21 protein-coding genes and 1 pseudogene are annotated in these 18,794 nt (G+C 70.9%); 5 read left to right on the top strand and 17 right to left on the bottom strand.

Going from position 1 to position 18,794, the window contains the following annotated elements:
• Positions 1–114: 114 nt before the first annotated feature.
• The 6 genes from QE359_RS07875 to QE359_RS07850 form a co-directional block, all read right to left on the bottom strand.
• Complete coding sequence (locus QE359_RS07875; protein WP_261645730.1) at positions 115–1,257, bottom strand: ABC transporter substrate-binding protein; 1,143 nt, start codon at positions 1,255–1,257, stop codon at positions 115–117.
• Positions 1,258–1,477: 220 nt separating this feature from the next.
• Positions 1,478–2,323 (bottom strand): ABC transporter permease, encoded by an 846-nt coding sequence (locus QE359_RS07870; RefSeq protein WP_083295048.1) that lies wholly within the window; start codon positions 2,321–2,323, stop codon positions 1,478–1,480.
• A gap of 13 nt (positions 2,324–2,336) precedes the next feature.
• Positions 2,337–3,164, bottom strand: coding sequence for an ABC transporter ATP-binding protein (locus tag QE359_RS07865; RefSeq protein WP_261645731.1), 828 nt, complete (start codon positions 3,162–3,164; stop codon positions 2,337–2,339).
• Between the two features lie 175 nt (positions 3,165–3,339).
• Positions 3,340–3,753, bottom strand: a complete 414-nt coding sequence (locus tag QE359_RS07860) for a hypothetical protein (RefSeq protein WP_070416859.1) — start codon at positions 3,751–3,753, stop codon at positions 3,340–3,342.
• A 21-nt stretch (positions 3,754–3,774) separates the two neighbouring features.
• Positions 3,775–4,197, bottom strand: coding sequence for a hypothetical protein (locus QE359_RS07855; RefSeq protein ID WP_309778742.1), 423 nt, complete (start codon positions 4,195–4,197; stop codon positions 3,775–3,777).
• Positions 4,194–4,799, bottom strand: coding sequence for a nucleotidyltransferase domain-containing protein (locus tag QE359_RS07850; RefSeq protein WP_071295313.1), 606 nt, complete (start codon positions 4,797–4,799; stop codon positions 4,194–4,196). Before QE359_RS07850 ends, QE359_RS07855 begins: the two co-directional genes overlap by 4 nt.
• A gap of 213 nt (positions 4,800–5,012) precedes the next feature.
• Between QE359_RS07850 and QE359_RS07845 the strand changes: the two genes are divergently transcribed.
• Positions 5,013–6,161: an ATP-binding protein gene (locus QE359_RS07845; protein WP_309778741.1), complete on the top strand. Its 1,149-nt coding sequence runs from the start codon at positions 5,013–5,015 to the stop codon at positions 6,159–6,161.
• Between the two features lie 28 nt (positions 6,162–6,189).
• Here the strand turns inward: QE359_RS07845 and QE359_RS07840 are convergent, their stop codons facing one another.
• Complete coding sequence (locus tag QE359_RS07840) at positions 6,190–6,957, bottom strand: SDR family NAD(P)-dependent oxidoreductase (RefSeq protein WP_309778740.1); 768 nt, start codon at positions 6,955–6,957, stop codon at positions 6,190–6,192.
• 68 nt (positions 6,958–7,025) lie between these two features.
• Between QE359_RS07840 and QE359_RS07835 the strand changes: the two genes are divergently transcribed.
• On the top strand, positions 7,026–7,604 hold the full coding sequence (locus QE359_RS07835; protein WP_309778739.1) for a TetR family transcriptional regulator: 579 nt from the start codon (positions 7,026–7,028) through the stop codon (positions 7,602–7,604).
• A gap of 77 nt (positions 7,605–7,681) precedes the next feature.
• On the opposite strand, the gene QE359_RS07830 is transcribed toward QE359_RS07835, so the two are convergent.
• The gene (locus QE359_RS07830; RefSeq protein ID WP_309778738.1) at positions 7,682–8,629 is read right to left on the bottom strand and encodes an aldo/keto reductase; all 948 of its coding nucleotides are present in this window, start codon (positions 8,627–8,629) and stop codon (positions 7,682–7,684) included.
• Between the two features lie 105 nt (positions 8,630–8,734).
• Between QE359_RS07830 and QE359_RS07825 the strand changes: the two genes are divergently transcribed.
• The 3 genes from QE359_RS07825 to QE359_RS07815 are packed head-to-tail and all read left to right on the top strand — an operon-like array spanning position 8,735 to position 10,159.
• The gene (locus QE359_RS07825) at positions 8,735–9,334 is read left to right on the top strand and encodes a TetR family transcriptional regulator (protein ID WP_309778737.1); all 600 of its coding nucleotides are present in this window, start codon (positions 8,735–8,737) and stop codon (positions 9,332–9,334) included.
• 16 nt (positions 9,335–9,350) lie between these two features.
• Positions 9,351–9,767, top strand: a complete 417-nt coding sequence (locus QE359_RS07820; RefSeq protein WP_309778736.1) for a VOC family protein — start codon at positions 9,351–9,353, stop codon at positions 9,765–9,767.
• A complete protein-coding gene (locus QE359_RS07815; RefSeq protein ID WP_309778735.1) occupies positions 9,764–10,159 on the top strand; it encodes an arsenate reductase ArsC in 396 nt (131 codons plus the stop codon). Before QE359_RS07820 ends, QE359_RS07815 begins: the two co-directional genes overlap by 4 nt.
• Before the next feature lie 15 nt (positions 10,160–10,174).
• Here the strand turns inward: QE359_RS07815 and QE359_RS07810 are convergent, their stop codons facing one another.
• The 9 genes and pseudogenes from QE359_RS07810 to QE359_RS07770 form a co-directional block, all read right to left on the bottom strand.
• A complete protein-coding gene (locus tag QE359_RS07810; RefSeq protein ID WP_070416867.1) occupies positions 10,175–10,444 on the bottom strand; it encodes a hypothetical protein in 270 nt (89 codons plus the stop codon).
• 25 nt (positions 10,445–10,469) lie between these two features.
• On the bottom strand, positions 10,470–10,973 hold the full coding sequence (locus tag QE359_RS07805; RefSeq protein WP_070416868.1) for a flavin reductase family protein: 504 nt from the start codon (positions 10,971–10,973) through the stop codon (positions 10,470–10,472).
• The gene (locus QE359_RS07800) at positions 10,970–11,488 is read right to left on the bottom strand and encodes an NADPH-dependent FMN reductase (protein ID WP_092384449.1); all 519 of its coding nucleotides are present in this window, start codon (positions 11,486–11,488) and stop codon (positions 10,970–10,972) included. The genes QE359_RS07805 and QE359_RS07800 overlap by 4 nt, the downstream gene beginning before the upstream one ends.
• 159 nt (positions 11,489–11,647) lie before the next feature.
• Positions 11,648–12,823: pseudogene (locus tag QE359_RS07795) on the bottom strand (NtaA/DmoA family FMN-dependent monooxygenase); the annotation flags it as partial.
• Entirely contained in the window at positions 12,802–14,070 is a 1,269-nt protein-coding gene (locus tag QE359_RS07790; RefSeq protein WP_309778734.1) for an NADH:flavin oxidoreductase/NADH oxidase, read from the bottom strand. The gene QE359_RS07790 and the pseudogene QE359_RS07795, both read right to left, overlap by 22 nt.
• Complete coding sequence (locus tag QE359_RS07785; protein WP_022907949.1) at positions 14,070–15,404, bottom strand: NtaA/DmoA family FMN-dependent monooxygenase; 1,335 nt, start codon at positions 15,402–15,404, stop codon at positions 14,070–14,072. The genes QE359_RS07790 and QE359_RS07785 overlap by 1 nt, the downstream gene beginning before the upstream one ends.
• A gap of 42 nt (positions 15,405–15,446) precedes the next feature.
• Positions 15,447–16,223 (bottom strand): ABC transporter ATP-binding protein, encoded by a 777-nt coding sequence (locus QE359_RS07780; protein ID WP_092384453.1) that lies wholly within the window; start codon positions 16,221–16,223, stop codon positions 15,447–15,449.
• Positions 16,220–17,068: an ABC transporter ATP-binding protein gene (locus QE359_RS07775; RefSeq protein ID WP_092384455.1), complete on the bottom strand. Its 849-nt coding sequence runs from the start codon at positions 17,066–17,068 to the stop codon at positions 16,220–16,222. Before QE359_RS07775 ends, QE359_RS07780 begins: the two co-directional genes overlap by 4 nt.
• A 20-nt stretch (positions 17,069–17,088) precedes the next feature.
• Complete coding sequence (locus QE359_RS07770) at positions 17,089–18,702, bottom strand: ABC transporter substrate-binding protein (protein WP_309778733.1); 1,614 nt, start codon at positions 18,700–18,702, stop codon at positions 17,089–17,091.
• Positions 18,703–18,794 lie beyond the last annotated feature (92 nt).

Genomic DNA, 18,794 nt, shown 5'->3' with positions numbered 1-18,794 from the left:
TCGGGAGGAAGATCCCGTACTCCTTCGCGGGCATGGTGCGCCGCCTCTCTGGTCGTTGCTCGGTGCGTGTCACGTCGTGCCGGGTGGGTCGCGCGTCCGCGCGACCCACCGTGGTCACGGCGCGGGCCAGACGGTCTCGCCGTCCTTCGTGATCGCGTCGATGTACTCGTTCGTGAACCAGCTCTTCGCGTCGTCCGCGGTCACCGAGCTCTTCACGATGTCGAACTGGTGCAGCATGTCGACGAGCTTCGACACGTTCTCGGGGTCGATGCCCCCGAGCGGCTGGCCCGGCGTCGGGTTGTCCGCGATGACCTTCGTCTCGGTCGTCCAGATCTTCGCGTTCTGCGCCTCGTCGTAGGTCGCGCCGGAGAGCTTCGCGGCGTACCCGACGCACTGCTTCGTCTTCGCGGCGCTCGACGAGCAGAAGTCGTAGGCGTGCAGGGCGGCGCGCAGGACGTCCTCGACGGCGGTCGGGTGGGCCTTCGCGAACGCGGGGTTCACGGCCATCGCGCCGATCGACGAGGGGATCCCGTAGTCGACGGGCTGCCACACGGTGACGTCGTCGCCGGCGGCCTCGAGCAGGTTCGGCTCGTTCGACACGAAGCCGGTGAGGGCCTCGAGACCGTTCTGCTTGCGCGGCAGGACCGAGGGGTCGTAGCCCTCCTTCACGAGGGTGAGCGAGTCCCAGTCCACACCGGCCTTCTCCATCATCGCCCGGACGGAGGCGGGGACGTAGCCCTTGTGGCCGACGACCTTCCCGTCGAGCTGCGGGAGCTTCGTGATGTCCTTGTTCGTCATCAGGATGTCGAGCCCGGCGTTCGAGTACGACGAGATGCCGGTGATGTCGATGCCGTTCGCCCGGGCCTGGATGAGGTCCTGCTCCGCGACGGCCGACACGGTCGCCTGGCCGCTCGCGAGGAGCTTGGTGTTCTGCGCGGTGTCGCCCGACCCGGGCTTGAGGGTGACGTCGAGGCAGAGGTCCTTGAAGTAGCCCAGTTCGTCGGCCGCGATGTACTCGAGGATCGACGCCGAGGACTGGTACTGGTAGCCGGACAGGTAGGTGATGGGGCCGGCGGCCTTGTTCTCCTTGCACCGTTCGGCGGAGATGGCACTGCCCTCGGACGAGCCGGTGCCCGCGCTCGAGCCGGTGCTGCAGCCGGTGAGGGCGAGGGCCACGGCGGCGGTGGCGGCGAGGGCCGCGAGCGCGGCCGTGGTGCGGTGCGGGCGGGTGCGGTGCGGGTGGGTGCGGTGCTGCATGGTCACTCCTGTGGGAAGGGATGGGTGGTGCAGGGCGGGGGCGGGGCGGGGTGTGGGTCGGGTGGTCGGGGTGGTCGCCGGGTGTCGGCCTGGAGGCGCGGCTGGCGTCGCGCGGGCAGGCTCGCGCCGACGGGTGGTGCTGCTGGGCCGCGGGGCGGCGTGCGGTGGCCGGGCGGTGCGGCGGGTGGCGGGGCGGCGGGGCGGCGGGCGTCGGTCGCCGTCAGTCGTTCGCGGTGCGGTGCCAGCGGAGGACCCGCCGCTCGACGAGCGAGATGAGTCCGAGCAGGACCACGCCCATCACCGCGAGGATCGCGATCGCGGCGTACACCACGGCGAGCTGGTTCATCGACGACGCCGTGCTGATCACCGTGCCGAGCCCGCCCGTCGACCCGGAGGCGGAGAGTTCCGCCACGACCGCGCCGATGATCGACAGCGGGAACACGATGCGGAGCGCCGCGAAGACGAACGGCAGGGCGTTCGGGATCCGCAGGTGCACGAGCATCTCGAGGCGGGACGCGTCGATCGTCCGGTACACCTGCAGCACGGGCTGCGGGACGGAGCGGAGCCCGGCCGCGGTGTTGATGAGGATCGGGAAGAAGCAGATGAGCGCCGTGATCACGAGCTTCGGCAGCGGGCCGAACCCGAACGCCACCACCAGGGCCGGGGCGATCGCGACGAGCGGCGTCACGTTGAGGACGATCGCGATCGGCATCACCGCGCGGCGGACGATCGGCAGCTCGCTCGTCAGCACGGCGAGGACGAACGCGGCCACGAACCCGATGCCGAGGCCGACGAGCGACTCGACGAGGGTGATCCCGGCGTTCTGCAGGTAGTAGGGCAGCTGCGTGGCGAGGGTCTCCCCCACCGCGGGCAACGGCGGCAGCAGGTACGGCATCGTCGTCGCGCCGATCTGCCAGAGCACGGCGAGGACGGCGAGCATCACGACGAGGGGCGCCCAGACCGTCGGGCGGATCCACCCGGGGAGCGGCCGACGGGTCGCTGCGGCCTCGGACTCGGCGGTGGTGGTCGTGGCGGAGGCGGTGGAGGTCGTGCTGGTGGTGGTCATCGTGTCGTCTCCCTCAGGCCGCGTCCGTCGCACGCCACGCGCTGTGCAACCGCGTGCGGACGAGGTCCTCGTACTCGTGGAAGCGCCGTTCCTCGAACAGTCGCTGGTTCCGCGGTCGCGGCAGGTCGATGTCGATGACGTCGACGATGCGCCCGGGACGCGGTGCCATCACGACCACGGTGTCCGACATCCGGACCGCCTCGGACACCGAGTGCGTGACGAAGAGCACCGTCGTCCGCAGCTCGTCCCAGAGGTCGAGCAGCTGGTCCTGCAGGGCCTCGCGGGTGAACTCGTCGAGGGCCGAGAACGGCTCGTCCATGAGCAGCACGTCGGGGCGCAGGCCGAACGCCCGGACGATCGCCGCACGCTGCTGCATGCCACCGGAGAGCTGGGCGGGCAGCTTGTCCTCCGCCTCGCCGAGCCCGGCCATCCGGAGCAGCTGTCGCATGTCCGGGCCACTGTCCGCACCCCGCTCCGCGAGGTCCTCGATCGCGGCGCGCCGACGCCCGGCACCGGGGTTGACCCGTCCGGCGAGGGAGACGTTCTGCAGCACGGTGAGCCAGGGCAGCAGCGCCGGCGTCTGGGGCACGAGGCCGATGAGCTTCGCCGCGCACGCCTGCGCCGGGGTGACGCCGTGGACCTGCACGTCGCCGCGGTCGGCGGGCTCGAGGCCGGCGACGAGCCGCAGCAGCGTCGACTTCCCGCAGCCGCTCGGGCCGATGAGCGACACGAACTTCCCGGGCTCGATCGTCAGCTCGACGTCGTCGAGGGCCACCATGGCGCTCGGACCGCTGCCGTACACCTTGCGCACCGCGTCCACCCGGACCGCTGCTGTGGTCATCCGTTCCTCCATACCGTCGGCGAGCACGCAGGCTCGGTCTCGTATGGCGGAGAGCGTGCGTCGCGAGCTCGGGTTCGTCTGCGACGCGGAAATCCGCTGCTGGTGATGAGGTTAGGACGCTCGTGTTACGGAGTCTGGCCACATGTGTTGCGAACGTGTGAACGACTGCACGGGGTCAGCGCTGCGAGGGCGCCGCCGTCCGCCCGTCCCAGACGAGCACCTCGATCCCGAGGTCCTCGGCGGCCACCGAGACCCACCCGGCGAGCGCCCGCGCAGCCGGTTCGGCGACGACGAGGACGGCCCGCTCGGCCCCGGGGACGGACTGCCGCAGCCACAGCAGCTTGAACAGGTCGGCCATCACCTTGTTGCGCCAGGCCGGCTTGTAGGCGCCCTGGTTCGCCACGAGCTGCACCACCACGCGGTCGTCGGCGTCGATGCCCTCGACCTCGACCCGGGCACGGTCGAGCACGACGGTGCGGGGACGGAGGACGAGCCCGAGTGCGGTCCCGGTGTCGTCGAGCATCCGCCGCTCGACGGAGTCGGGGGCGAACCGGCCCCAGTCGGAGCGGGCGTCGGGGACCTCGGTCATGTCGGCAGTGTAGGCGGCCGCTCAGTCCGAGCGCGCCGCCGACTCCAGTGCCTCCGCCGCCGCCCCCGCGCGCACGATGTCCGTGTCACTCACGGACTTCGCGTTGTACTCGGCCTTGTTCTTCACGGCGAGGAGTACCTCGAGGTGCTTCACGACCGCCTGCCCGGCCGCGGCTCGGAGCACCGGAACGGCCTCGTCGTGGGCACCGGTCCGCGAGTACCTGCCGGTCCTCGCGACGCAGATCGCGTCCGCCGCAGCGATCCCGCTCAGCACGCACTGCACGACGAAGGCGTTCGCGAACGGCGACGTCGAGGTGAGCACCCCCGACTCTCCCCCGAGCTCGCGCAGCGTGTCGGCAGCGTCGAGGAGCTCGGTGGCCTTCGCGAGTCGGCCCCGGCGGAACGACTCGTCGCCCTGCGCGGTGGTGCCGGTACGCGGTGTCACCCGGCCAGCGTACGGAGCTTCCGGGACAGCCAACGACCATCACCTGCGATGGGAACACCGTCCCTGGCGACGGACGCGAGGAGCGGATCCGCAGCGTCGATCTCGCTCTCGTCGAAGACCACGGGACGCACGACGTTCCCGGTCCACCCCTGCGCGCGTTCGCACAGCGCGTGGACGGCGTCCTCCGCCTCGGGACGACGCCCGGCGATGACGACGAAGCAGAGGTCGAGGTCACTGTCCGGCCGCATCTCACCCCGGGCACCGGAGCCGAACACGGCCGCGTACCGGAGTGGGAGGCCGTCGCACCCGACGGTGAGCCGCTCGAGGAGCTCGCGCCGCATGTCCGCCAGCGCTCGGACCGCACCAGCGGCGAGGTGGTCGGGGTTCAGCGCGAACGCCTTCGTCCGTCCGGTCCGGAACCCGTTGACGATGCCCTGCTCCGTCAGCCGGTCGGCGCTGTTCCGCACACCGGCGTACGAGCGATCGGGCACGAGCCGACTGATGTCCGCGATCGTCATCGGTCCGGCCGCTCGGGAGAGCACCATCAGCACGTCGCCGTCGACCGCAGTGGTCACGGAGGCGAACGGGCGCTGGAGCTGCATAGTGGTAGAAAACTACCGCAATCGGTAGTTTTCTACCACTCCCCCGCGTGTTGGTAGATCACCTGAGCATCCGTCGTTCGCGGAGTCGAGATCGAACCGGCCCAATCCGGAGCCAACGTCGGGGACCTCGGTCATGTCGGCAATGTAGGCGGCGTCGCCCGCGCCGATACACTGTTATGAAAGAGCAGTTTCATAACAATCGATCGAGGATTGATGCAGCCGAGTCCGTACACGCCCGGAGAAGTCGCACGGATCGTGCCCGGTCGCGCCCGGCAGCTCGCCGAGGTCGACGAACGCCTCTCGACGCTCATCGACCTCGGGCGGCTCGTCGGACGGATCCGCGTCGACCACGCCGCCCGAGGATTCGGGAAGACGTCGCTGCTCCGCGAGTACCAGCGACGCGCGTCGGCCCGCGGCGCGGCGACGGTGTGGGTGACCGCGGGCGAGGAGCAAGGACTCATCGCGCAGATCGCAGCGAGTGTCCACACCATCACGGACGGCTTGGCCGAGCACGTCAGGACCGGGCTGCGGGAACGGATCGAGACACTGCAGCTCTCGGTCGGGGTCCCCGGCATCGCGACCGCGACCAGCACGTTCCGACCACCGACCGACGGTGACCGTCCGGACCAGTCCGGAGCGCGCGCTCTCGAGGCAGTGATCCGGGCGGCCGTCGCGGAACGACCACTGGTGATCCTGATCGACGAGATCCAGTCCGCAGATCCCTCGGGACTCCGGACACTGGTGTACGCCTGGCAGCATCTCCAAGCCGAAGGCGCGGACGTCCCGGCAGCCGTGTTCGCTGCAGGGCTCCCGAACGCACCCGAGACCATCGCCGGGATCGTCATGTTCAGCGAACGGCTTGCGTACCGCCCGCTCGGGCCGCTCCACCGCGAGGCCGAGGAGATCGCACTCATCGGACCCGCTCGCGCACTCGGGGTCCACTGGACGCAGCCCGCGGTCGACCGTGCGCTCGCGATCGCGCAGGGATACCCCTACTTCGTGCAACTCATCGCGGACGCGGCCTGGACGGCTGCCGGACGGCCCGATCCGGGAAGCGCCATCGAGCTCAGCGCGGTCGAGCACGGACGCGACGCGATGCAGGCGGACCTCGATGCCTTGTTCCGAGCACGATGGTCTGCGTGCTCTCCGTCGGAACGACGCATGCTCGCAGCCATCGCTGAACACGGGGACGGGCCGGTGTCGCGCGCTGCGATCGCGGCGTCGCTGAACACGGGCAGCAACCAGCTCTCCACGCCCCGTGCACGATTGATCGACAAGGGACTCATCCAGCCCGCCGACCGCGGCACGCTCGAGTTCACGATCCCGGGCTTCGCAGCGTTCGTCCGCGACAGCGAGACGTAGCCACCGCCCTCGACGCCGACCGCGCCGCTCAGACCACCGACCACCCGCCGTCGCTCGGCAGCACCGCGCCGTTCACGTTGGCCGAGTCGTCGCTGAGCAACCACGTGATCGCCGCCGCGAGCTGCTCGGGCTGCGCCACCGGCGGGATCGTCGTCTGCATGATCGGCCCCACCCGCCCGGCCGCGTACTCGCTGCGCATCGGCGCCTCGATGTTCGTCGCCACCGCACCGGGCGCGACGGCGTTGGCGCGGATGCCCTGCGGCCCGTGGAAGAACGCGACGCTCTTCGTGAACCCGGCGATCGCGTGCTTCGACGCGGTGTACGCAGCACCCGCGGCCGACGCCCGGAGCGCCGCCTCGGACGCCACGTTCACGACCGCACCGCGTCCGGCGGCGATCATCAACGGCAGGACCGCTCGGGTGAGCCGCATCGGCCCGGTGACGTTCACGCTGAAGACGCGGTCCCAGGTGGCGTCGTCGACCTCGCTCGGCGGGAGGAACGCGTCCATGATGCCGGCGACGTTCGCGAGCCCGTCGACCCGGTCGCCCACGGCGGCGAGGAGCGTATCGATCGTCTCCGGCGCGGCGACGTCACCGATGACGGTCTCGACGTCGAGGCCGGCGGCGCCGACGAGTTCGGCGCGCAGCACATCGAGCCGTTCGGCGACGACGTCGGTGGCGATCACCCGCCCGCCCTCGTTCGCGATGCGCGTCGCCGTGGCGCGTCCGATGCCGGAACCCGCTCCGGTGACGATGATGGTCCTGCCGGTGAACCGTCCGGCGGTGGTGTCGGTCATGTCGTCTCCTCACTGAGAGGCGCTCGCTGCGCCACCACAGTTGTAGCACTCAGTGCCGAAAGGAATCCATGAGCTCGACGAGCGACCGGCCGACCGGACGCCCGCGGACGATCGACCCTGCCGCGGTGTCGCTCGTGGCCCTGCGGCTCTTCGACGACCAGGGCTTCGACGCCGTCTCGATGGACGACGTCGCGACGGCCGCCGGGGTCAGCCGCCGCTCGTTGTTCCGGCTCTTCCCGAGCAAGGCCTCGCTCGTGTGGGGCGGCCTCGACGAGTTCGCGGTGCGCTTCACCGACGAGCTCCGCCTCCGGCCGGCGTCCGAGTCCGCGTGGGTCGCGCTCCGCGCCGCGTACCGGGTCGGTGCCACGTTCCCGGACGACACGATCGAGATCACCCGCCACCGCCTGCGGGTCATCCGCGCGAACCCCTCCCTCGAGCGCGGTGGGGAGGCCGCGTCCACGGCCCTGACCGGGGTGATCGAGCGGTTCGTGGCCGAGCGGGACGGCGGCTCGGTCGACGACCTCGCGACGCGGGTCCGCTCACACGCCCTCGCAGCTGCGGCGAGCACGGCGCTCACGTGGTGGGCGACGCACGGCGAGGGCCGCCCCGAGGACGTCGTCGACGAAGCACTCGCGCTGTTCGGCTGACGGACGGGAGGCGCGATGCGGGCCCGCACCGCGCCTCCCGTCCGTCACCGGTCGCGCCCACTGCCCACCGACGCCCGTCAGACCCGGCTCTCGATGCGCTTGCCGCGCACGTCGCGCGAGAGCGCGTCGATGCGCGTCAGGTCGTCGGCCGTGAGGACGACACCGGCCGCCGCGACGTTCTGCGCGACCCGGTCGGGGTTCTTCGATCCCGGGATCGGGACGACGTCGTCCCGCTGCGCCAAGATCCACGCGAGGGACAGCTGCGAGAGCGAGACGCCGTGCTCGTCGGCGATCGCGGTCAGCGCCCGGACGACCGCGACGTTCTGGTCGAAGTGCTCCGGCGCCCACCACTCGAGCATGTGCCGGATGTCGTCCTCGGGGTAGGCGGACCGCGGCTGGACGGCCCCGCCCAGGAACCCGCGTGCGAGCGGTGAGTAGGCCACGAGCCCGATGCCGAGCTCGTCGACGAGCGGGAAGAGTTCCTCGGACTCCCGGGCGAACACGGAGTACTCGGTCTGGAACGCCGAGATCGGGTGCACGGCGTGGGCCCGACGGAGCTGGTCGCCGTCGGTGTTCGAGAGCCCGAGGTACTTGACCTTGCCGGCCTGCACGTACTCCGCCATCACGCCGACGACGTCCTCGATCGGCACCGCCGGGTCGTGGACGTGCTGGTAGAGGAGGTCGATCGAGTCGGTGCCGAGGTTCCGCAGGCTCTGGTCGACGACCTCGCGGATGTGCTCGGGGCGAGAGTCGGGCGCCCAGTCGTCCGCGGTGAAGCCGAACTTGGTGGCGATGGTGACCTCGTCGCGGACGGGTGCCAGGGCCGCACCGAGGAGTCGTTCCCCGGCACCCCACCCGTACATCTCGGCGGTGTCGAAGTGGGTGACGCCGAGGTCGTGCGCGCGACGGATCGCCGCGATGGACTCGGTGTCGTCGGCGGGCCCGTACGCGAAGACCGTCCCCATCGCGCCGTAGCCGATGGATCCGACCGTGAGGCCCTGGGTCCCGAGAGTGCGTTGCTGCATGTGCCGTCCTTCCGTCGTGTCTGGCGATGCAGATGACACTGTACGCCCACTCTGTCAGTCTCTGACAACTTGGTCAAGTTCCGCCTCCCTCGGTACGATGCCGTCGTGGGTGAGACGAGCGCGCGGACCGGACTGCGGGACATCACGCGTGAAGCCGTGCGCGCGCGGATCGCAGCGGTCGCCGTCGCCCGGTTCGACCGCGACGGGTTCGACGCCGTCACCGTCGAGCAGATCGCGGCCGAGGTCGGCATCTCGGCGCGGAGCTTCCACCGGTACTTCCCGGCGAAGGAGGACGCCGTCATCGGCGATCCACTACGACACCGGGGTGCGCTCGCGGAGGCGCTCCGGGAGCGTCCGGACGACGAACCGGCGTGGACAGCGCTGCGCGAGGCGTTCGTCGGCATGATGGTCCGCGCCGGCGAGGACCCCGAGTCCGGTCGGCGGTCGGTCCGCGTCATGATGTCGACTCCGTCGCTCCGCGCCCGCAACCTCGAGAAGCACCTCGCCTGGGCGGACGTCCTGACGCCGATCCTGACCGAGCGGCTGCGCGCCGGGGACCCCGACGGCGCCGAGCTCGGTGCGGCCGTCCTCGTGCAGGCCGCGCTCGGGTGCTTCGACGTCGCGATCGCCACCTGGTCCGTCACCGACGAGGACGCTCCGGCCCTGCTGCGCCGGACGTTCGACACGCTCGCCGCGGCGGTCTGAGCGGTAGGGTCCGGGCATGAACGTGAACGGGCCCTCGCCCTACTTCCAGTTCGACGGCACCGCGCTCCAGGCACTCGGGCGCTGGCAGGACGTCTTCGGCGGCGAGCTCAGCATCGCCACCTTCGCGGACTTCTCGCGCACCGACGGCCCCGCCGACGCGGTCGCGCACGGGCAGCTCACCGGCGGCGGCATCACGCTGTTCGCCGCCGACGCCCCGACCGGCGAGACCTCGTTCTCGGCGACCGGGCTGCTCTTCTCCCTGCTCGGCGCCGCCGAACCCGACGTGCTCCGCGGCTGGTTCGACGACCTCGCCTCGGACGGCACCGTCGTGGACCCACTGCAGGAACGTCCGTGGGGCGACTCGGACGGCACCGTGCGGGACGTCTTCGGCGTCACCTGGCTGATCGGCTTCGAGGCGGCGGCACTCGCGTGACCGACCGCCCCACCGTGCTCTTCGTGTGCGTGCACAACGCCGGCCGGTCCCAGATGGCCGCCGGCTACCTGCAGCACCTCGCGGGCGACCGCGTCCGGGTGTTCTCGGCCGGCAGCGAACCGGCCGACCGCGTCAACGCCGTCGCGGTCGAGGCCATGGCGGAGGAGGGCATCGACATCGCGACTGCCGTCCCCGCCGTGCTCGACACCGACACCGTGCGGGAGTCCGACGTCGTCATCACGATGGGCTGCGGCGACGCGTGCCCGGTGTTCCCCGGGAAGCGCTACGAGGACTGGGAGCTCGACGACCCGGCCGGGCAGCCGATCGACCGCGTCCGCCCCGTCCGGGACGCCGTCCGCGCGCGGGTCGAGCAGCTGATCGCGACCCTCTGAGCAGGGACCCCGACGCTACCGCTCGTCGAGCGCCAGCAGCGGTGCCCAGTACGCATCGGGCCCGTCGGCGACCACGGCGTCCGGTTCGAAGCGGAAGCCGTAGCCGCGGACGAAGTCGAGGGCCGCTGCCTGCTCCCCCGCCGCGTCGTCGTCCGCCTCGTCGAAGAGGTACTCGCCGTGTCCCATGCGGACGCCCGAGTCGCTGATCACCGTGAGGTCCCAGCGGCCCTCCTCGGCTCGTTCGATCCGCACGACGGCGGCCTGCTCAGCGGTGAAGTCAGCCATGCGGCGAGCATACGGACGTCACGCGTCAGGCGCTCAGCTTCGCGAACGACGACCGGTGCCAGACCAGCGGGCTGTGCGCGAAGTCGGACATCAGGCCGTTCACGCGGAGCACGACGATGTCGTGGTCGCCCGCCGGGTACGTGTGCTCCACCGAGCACTCCATCCAGATCGGTGCCCCCTCGAGGAACACCGCGCCCGTGTCGGACACCGTCGTGTCCACGCCGACGAAGCGCACGGACTTGTCGCGTGAGGCGAGCTGCCGCGTGACGTTCTCGTGCCGTTCGCCGAGCACCGAGACGCCGATCGACTCCGCTCCGGCCAGCGCCGGCCACGTGGACGACGAGTGCTGCACGGCGAACATCACGAGCGGTGGGTCCTGCGAGACGCCGACGGTGAAGGACGACGCGACGAGCACGGTGGGGGCGTCGTCGACGATCGCGGAGAGTGCGGCGACGCCGCAGGGGAACCCGGAGAACGCCTGCCGGAGGAGCGTCGGGTCCGCGGACTCGGCGGTGTAGGGCTTGATCATGCGCTGGTGCCTTCCTTGGTCGGTGCGGATGCGGCGGCGAGGACGACGTCCCGCCAGCGGGCGAGCCAGCCCTCGGTCGACGACTCGTCGGTGTAGTGCTTGTCGTTCAGGTACAGGCCCTGCACGGGCACGGTGGCGCCGAGCTCGACGAGCACGGGCTTGAGGAACACCTCGGGGGCCATGTGGTGCGCGGGACCGGCGCCGAGCATGAGCGGGACGGCGGTCACCCCGGCGAGCCCGTCGGCCGTCGCGAACTGGTCGAGGAACAGCTTCAGGACGCCCGTGTAGGTGGCCTTGAACGTGGGCGAGGCGACCACGACGAGGTCGGACGCGGCGACGGTCGCGACCGCGGCCTGCACGCCGGGGTCGCCCCAGCCGAGGATCCCCGGGCCGAGGGCGATGACGTCGACGACGTGGTCGGGCGCGGACCCGGTGAGTCGTTCGGCGACGATCGTCGCGGCCTCGAGCGTGTGCGAGCCGGGCTTGGGGTTGCCGGCGACGACGGTGGTGATCATGGCGACCGTTCCTCTCTCTCGGATCTCATCCAACGCCGTGGCGGTTACCCCGTCGTGAAGGTGCCGTTACCGTTCATTGCGCGAGCCGCCCTGGTGGCGACCACACGGAAACCGCAGGTCAGGGGCGGAGTCGAGCCGCGCCTCCCGGTAACTCGCGTGTCAGAACGCGAGCAGGTTCTCGCGGAACGTCTCGTGCTCGTAGCCGTCCCTGACCAGACCGCGGCGCCGGAGCACCGGCGCGAGTCCGTCGCAGACCTCCGTGAGGTTCTTCCGGGTCACCGGGAGCCCGACCAGGAAGCCGTCGGCGCCCGAGGCGGCGATCGCCTCCTCCATCTGGTCGGCGACCGTCTCGGGGCTGCCGACGAGCCGGACCGATCCCGTGGTGTCGCGCTGCGCGGGGAGGGCCTCGCGGAGCGTCTTGCCGTCGGCCTTCGCCAGGAACGCCTCGATGACGCTCTGGTGCCCGTTGCTCTTGCCCTTGAGGTCCGCCGGCAGCGGTTCGTCGAGGTCGAACTGCGCGAAGTCGAACCCGGACGTGTACGACAGGTTCGCCAGCTGCGCGTCGATGTTCTCCCGGGTGGCGGCGAGCTGTCGGGCCTGTTTCGCCTCGGCCTCGTCGTCGGTGTCGGCGAGCACGGGCTCAACGAGGAACAGGATCTTCGCGTCCGTCTCCTCGCGGCCGAACCCGACCATCCGTCGGTGCATGTCGTCGACGTACTCGCGCATGGCGTCGACGCCCGGTGCCGAGGCGATGAGCGTGTCGGCGTTGCGCGCGCCGAGGTCGCGACCCGCCGGGGAGCCGCCGGCCTGGCAGACCACGGGGTGTCCCTGGGGGCTGGCGACCGTGTTGAGCGGCCCACGGGTGCGGTAGTACTTCCCCGCGAAGTCGGCGTACCGCACCTTCGTGTGGTCGGCGAAGACGCCGGTCGCCTCGTCGAGCACGAGGGCGTCGGCGTCCCACGTGTCCCAGAGCGCCCGGACCGCGTCGATCCACTCGTCGGCCATCGCGTACCGCTCGTCGTGCTCGAAGTGCTGGTCGTAGCCGTAGTTCTGCGCGGCCGCGTGGGGTGAGGCCGTGACGAGGTTGATGCCGACGCGGCCGTGCGTCAGGTGGTCGAGCGTGGACATCAGCCGGGCCGCGAGGAACGGCGGGTAGAAGGGCGTCGCGGCGGTCGCGATGATGCCGAGGTGCTTCGTCGCGGCGGCGAGCAGCGGGACCAGCGGCATGGGGTCGTGCCGCACGATCGCGGAGCGCAGCGAGTGCTCGAACGAGGAGCCGAACACGTCGGGGAGGACGGACGAGTCCTCGAGCATCATGAAGTCGAACCCGGCCCGCTCGAGCGAGGTGGCGGCGTCGACGAAGAGCTGCGGGTTGGCGACGTCGTGGCGGACGTTGCCGGACCACTGCCCGTTCCAGCCGTAGACGCCGAAGCCGTAGCCGAGGAACCAACCGAGGTGGAACATGGGTGTGCCTTCCGTGGGAGGTGGTGTGGTGCCGGACGGTGCTGCGCCCGGTGGTACGGCAGCGGGTGGTAGTCGATGGAGGCGCCGAGCTCGGCGGCGGCGCGGAGTCCGAAGCGCGGGTCGCGCAGGAACTCACGGCCGACGAACACGACGTCCGCCCGGCCCTCGGCGACGACCGCCTCGGCCTGGTCGGCGGTGGTGACCAGCCCCACCGCGCCGACCGGTGCACCGGTGGCGGCCCGCAGCCGTTCCGCGTGCCCGATCTGGTAGCCCGGGAACACCGGGATCTCGGCGTCCGGGACCATCCCGCCGGTGGACACGTCGAACAGGTCCGCGCCGGCCGCCACCGCCCAGGAGGCCGTGGTCGCCGTGTCCTGCTCGGTCCAGCCCCCGGGGACCCAGTCGGTCGCCGAGAAGCGCACCAGGATCGGGAACCCGTCGCCGAGCGCGGCGCGCAGGTCGCGGACGACGTCGAGCAGGAGGCGGGCCCGTCCGTGGAGCGAGCCGCCGTACTCGTCGTCGCGCGTGTTGGCGAGCGGCGACAGGAACTGGTGCAGCAGGAACCCGTGCGCGGCGTGCAGCTCGACGAACTCGAACCCCGCGTCGCGCGCCCGGACGCCCGCCGCGACGAACGCCCGGTGGATCCCGCGGACCTCGTCGGTGCTGAGTTCCCGCGGGGCCGCGTACCCGGTGTACGGCACGGTGGACGGTCCCACGACGGGCCACCCGCCGTCCGCCACGGGCACGGTGCCGCGGACCCGGTCCCAGCTCCGCCCGGTGGACGACTTGCGACCGCCGTGGCTCAGCTGGATGCCGATGCGGACGCCCTGGTCGCGGACGAACGCGGTGGTCGGGCGCCAGGCGTCGCGCTGCGCGTCGTCCCAGAGCCCGAGGTCGTACGGCGTGACCCGGCCCTCCGGGGTGACGGCGGTGCACTCCGCGACGATCGCCCCGGCGCCGCCGAGCGCGAGCCCGCCGAGGTGCACGTGGTGGAACGGGGTCGGCATGCCGTCCCGGGCCTCCACCGTGAACATCGTCAGCGCGGGCACCCAGAGCCGGTTGCGGAACCGGGTGCCGCGCAGCTCGATCGCCTCGAACAGCGCCGGGGCGCCCGGCATCAGAACGCCCGCAGGTTCTCGCGGAGCGTCGTGCCGGTGTACTCGTCGCGGATGAGCCCCCGGCGGCGCAGGGCCGGGGAGAGGCCGTCGGCCACCATGGCCATGTTGAGGCGGGTCGTCGGCATGTAGACGAGGAAGCCGTCGCCGCCGACGTGCTCCATGAACTCGCCCATCTTCGCCGCGACGGTGTCCGGCGAGCCGACGAACCCGAGGTCGTTCACCTGGTGCGACGAGGCGACGACCTCGCGCAGCGTGCGGCCCTGCTGGCCCTCGAAGAGCTTCTCGATCGAGGTGTACTCGCCGTTCTGCTTCGAGATGTCGATGTCCTCGACCCGGGTGTCCGGGTCGATCGCCCCGAAGTCGATGCGACCACCGGACGTGTACGACATGTTCCAGAGGTTGTACTCGATCGCCTTGTCCGACGACATCGCGAGCCGGGCGGCCTCCGAGGCGGCCTGCGCCTCGGCGTCGGTGGCGGCGATGGTCGGCGTGACGATGAACAGGAACTTCACGTCGTCCGGGTTCCGGCCGGCGGCGGCGACCCGGGCGCGCATGTCGTCGCGGTACGCCTTCGCGCTCTCGGGCGTCTTCGACAGGGCGATCATCGTGTCGTCGTGGAGCGCGGCGAGCTGCCGGCCCATCTCCGATCCACCGGCCGAGCAGATCGGGACGACGCCCTGCGGCCCCGGGATCGTGTTGAGCGGCCCGCGCGAGCGGAAGAACTCGCCGCGGTGGTCGATCGGGTGCACCTTCGTGTGGTCGGCGTAGACGCCCGCGACCGGGTCGGCGACCACGGCCCCCGGTTCCCAGGACCCCTGCAGGGCCTTCACGACGTCGGCCCACTCGATCGCCATCCGGTAGCGCTCGTCGTGGTCGAGGTGCTGCTCGTAGCCGTAGTTCTGGGCGACGCGGTCGGTGACGCTCGTCACGACGTTCATGCCGATGCGCCCCTCGGTGAGGTGGTCGAGCGTCGTGCCGAGGCGTGCGGCGAGGTACGGCGGGTACTGGATCGTCGAGAACGTCGGGACGATGCCGATGTGCTTCGTGGCCTGCGTCATGAGCGGGACGAGCGGCATGGGGTCGTTCTTCGGCGCCATGAAACCGCGCCGCAGCGAGGTGTCGGCGGTGCCGCGGTACGAGTCCTCGACCATCGCGGTGTCCTCGATGAGGATGTAGTCGAAGCCGCCGCGCTCGAGGTTCTTCGCGAGGTCGATGTAGATGTCGGGCTTCATCCAGTCGGTCACGTTCGTGCCGGTCCAGGGACCGTCGCCGTTCGTGTCGGACCAGGCCTGGATGCCGAAGCCGTTGCCGAGGAACCATCCGAGGTGGAACATGTGGAGCCTTTCGTGTGGGAGGGCGGGCGCGTCCGGGAGGGACTACGCCACGGGCTCCTCGACGGCCAGGTGGGCGTCGACGAGCTTCTGCGTGTACGGGTGTCTGGGGTGTTCGAGGACTTCGAGCGTGCGGCCGGACTCGACCACCTCGCCCTGGTTCATGACGACGAGCTCGCCCGTGATGAACGCGGTCGCCGGCAGCCCGTGCGACACGAACATGAGGCCGGCGCCGTGGTCGTTCGAGTAGCGCTTGAGCAGGTTGAGGACGACGCCCTGCACCGAGACGTCGAGCGCCGAGACGGCCTCGTCGCACACGAGCAGGTCGGGTCGGACGACCAGCGCCCGGGCGATCGACATGCGCTGCCGCTGGCCGCCGGAGAGTTCGGACGGGTACCGGTCGACCCAGCTCGGGTCGATGCCGAGCTCCGTGGTGATCTCGCCGATCGCGGCGTCCGCACCGGCGACGTCGTGCCCGCCGAGGATCTGCGCCGGCGTCCGGAGCGACTCGCGGATGCGGTGTCGCGGGTCGAACGTCGAGGTGGTGTCCTGGGCGACGAGCTGCACCCGTCGTCGGTACTCGAGCCGACCGGCACGCGTCGACATGATCGACCGGAGGTCCCGGTCGTCCACGGTGATCGTGCCGGCGGAGGCCCGCTCGAGTCCGGTGACGATCTTCGCCATCGTGGACTTGCCCGAGCCGGACTCCCCCACGATGCCGACGCGCTGGCTCGCGCCGAGGACGAACGAGACGTCCCGGACGGCGGTCTTGCGGCCGTAGCGCCGGGCGACCCCGGTGGCCTCGATGCGGATGCCGGTCATGCCGCCGTTCCTTCCAGTCGGGCGCGGACCGACTCGAGCGTCGGCAGTTCGTCGAGCCGTGCGGACGCCAGGGTCGGCACGCACTCGAGCAGTCCACGGGTGTACGGGTGGGTGGCCTCGTCGAGTCGCGAGGACGGCAGCTGCTCGACGATCTCGCCCTGGTACATGACGACGACGAAGTCGGTGAAGCGCCGGCAGAGCTCGATGTCGTGCGTGATCACGAGCACCGCCGTCCCCTCCTGCTCGGCGAGGTCGACCATGAGCTGCATCGCACCGACGGCGAGCGATGCGTCGAGCGCGCTCGTGGGTTCGTCGGCGATGAGCAGTGCGGGCTTCGAGGCGAGCGCGATGGCCATCATCACGCGCTGCCGCATCCCCCCGGAGAGCTCGTGAGGCTCGGCACCCATGACCCGGTCCGGGTCGGTGATGCCCACGGCACGGAGCCGTTCGAGGGCATCGGCGGTGGCGCGTCGCTTCGACACCCGCTCGGTGGCCCGGAGCACGGCGACCAGCTGGCTGCCGATCGTCCACACCGGGTCGAGGGACGACATCGCGTCCTGGAAGATCATCGACAGCCCGGGGGTCCGGACCGGGATCCGACCGGCCGGCCCGGTCCGCTCGATCGAGCTGCCGTCGAGCTCGAGGGTCTCGACCTCGACGGTCCCGGCGTCGAGGAACCCGGCGATGGCGCCCGCGAGGCTCGTCTTGCCGGAGCCCGACTCACCCACGACGGCGACGCGTTCCCCGCGCCGGACCACGAGGTCGGCGTGGCGGACGGCGTGGTTCGTGCCGTAGGTGACGTTGAGGTCCGTGACCCGGAGGACCGGGGCCGACTGGTCGTTCATGGTGTTCTCCCTGTCGTCGCTCAGCTCGAGGCGAGCTGCAGCTGCGAGTAGTCGATGACGTTGTCGGAGCGGAACACGTACCCGTCGACGTCCTTCGCGAAGGCGTTGAGCGGCTGCACGTAGTTGATGTAGATCGTCGGCATCTGGTCCTGCAGGACCTTCTGCGCGGCGTTCCAGTACTTGCCCGCCTCGGCCCCGGTCGGGTCGCCCGCGGCGTTGCCGTCCGCGATGGCCTGGTTGAGCTCGGCGTTGTCGAAGTCCGGCCAGTTGATGGCGGAGCCCGGCGTGTAGAAGAGCGACAGGACGTAGGGCGGCGACTGCACGACCGCGTAGTCGCGACCGAGGGACGCCTCGAACGTCTTCGCGGCGAGTCCGGCCTGGAAGGTCGACGAGTTGACCGTGTCGATGGTCATGTCGAAGCCGGCGTCCTTCACCGCGGTCTGGATCTGGACGGCGGTCTCCTGCAGGTCCGGGACGGAGTTGTTCACGGTGAGGGTGAACTTCACCGGGTCGGTGTACCCGGCGTCGGCCAGGATCTTCTTCGCCTCGGCCGGGTCGGTCTCGTTGGCCGTGAGCCCGCTGCCGTCGAAGCCCGGGTCGGCGTCGGAGAGGATGCTCGAGATGGAGTCGGCCCGACCGTGGTAGACGTTCTCGTTGATCTTGTCGTAGGGGATCGCCGCGGCGAGTGCGCGGCGGACGGCGACGTCCTCGAACGTGCCCTTCGTGGTGAGGAGGGGCATGTACACGTACGCGTTCGTCGGCACGTCGAACACCTGCGCGGCGTCGGCGTCCTTGAGCTCGACCTGGTCGGCCGGACGGAGCTGGGCCGCGATCTGCGCGTCGCCGGACTTCACCAGGTTGGCGCGCTGGCCGGCGTCCGCGACCACGCGCTGGACGATCCGGGCGATCGACGGCTTGCCTTCGGCGTACCCGGCGTTCGCGGTGTAGATCGTCTGCTCACCGGGCGTGTAGGTGTCCACCTTGTAGGCCCCGAAGCCGAAGTTCGGGTGCGTGCCCGACCACTTCACGGCCCACGGGTCGCTCGACGTGGTGTGCTCCTTGAGGACCTTCGCGTCGTAGATGTTGTAGCCGACGTTCGCGAGCAGGGACAGGGCCGTGTAGCCGTAGCTCGCCTTGTCGAGCGTGAGGGTGACGGTCTCGTCGTCGACCTTCGCGAACTGGTCCGGCTTCGTGATGAACGGGGCGCTGATGAACGGCACGATGCTCGTCTCGACGGCGAACTTGCGCTGGATGCTCCAGATCACGTCGTCGGCGGTGAGTGCGTTGCCCGCCGTCGACTTCGCGTCCGTGTCGAGGTGGAACGTGTAGGTGAGGCCGTCGTCCGAGACGTCGTAGCTCTTCGCGAGGACCGGGGCGAACTTGTTGTAGTCCTCGTGCTCGGCCTGACCGCCGGTGCCGTCGACGTACTCGTTGCGGATGAGCGAGGCTCCGGTGTTCTTGAAGAACTCGGCGGCCTCGTACCCGGTGGCGCTGGTCTCGTACGAGAAGCTCTGCGGCTGGGCCGCGGTGACGATGACGAAGGCGCTGGAGGCGGCGTTCCCGCCGGCGCTGCAGGCCGCGAGACCGAGGGCGCCGACGACCGCGATCGCGGCGGCGGCGATGGTGCGTTTCATGTTCAGCATGGGCAGGGGTCTCCTGGGGAAGGGGATGGGACGGGAGGGACGGTGTGGGTGGGGAGGAGGGGGCGCGTGGGGCGGGTGGTCGC

This window comes from Curtobacterium sp. SORGH_AS_0776, assembly GCF_031453355.1.
GTDB lineage: Bacteria > Actinomycetota > Actinomycetes > Actinomycetales > Microbacteriaceae > Curtobacterium.
The sequence above is the reverse complement of the archived record's forward strand: the minus strand, read 5'-3'. Positions and strand labels throughout refer to the sequence as shown.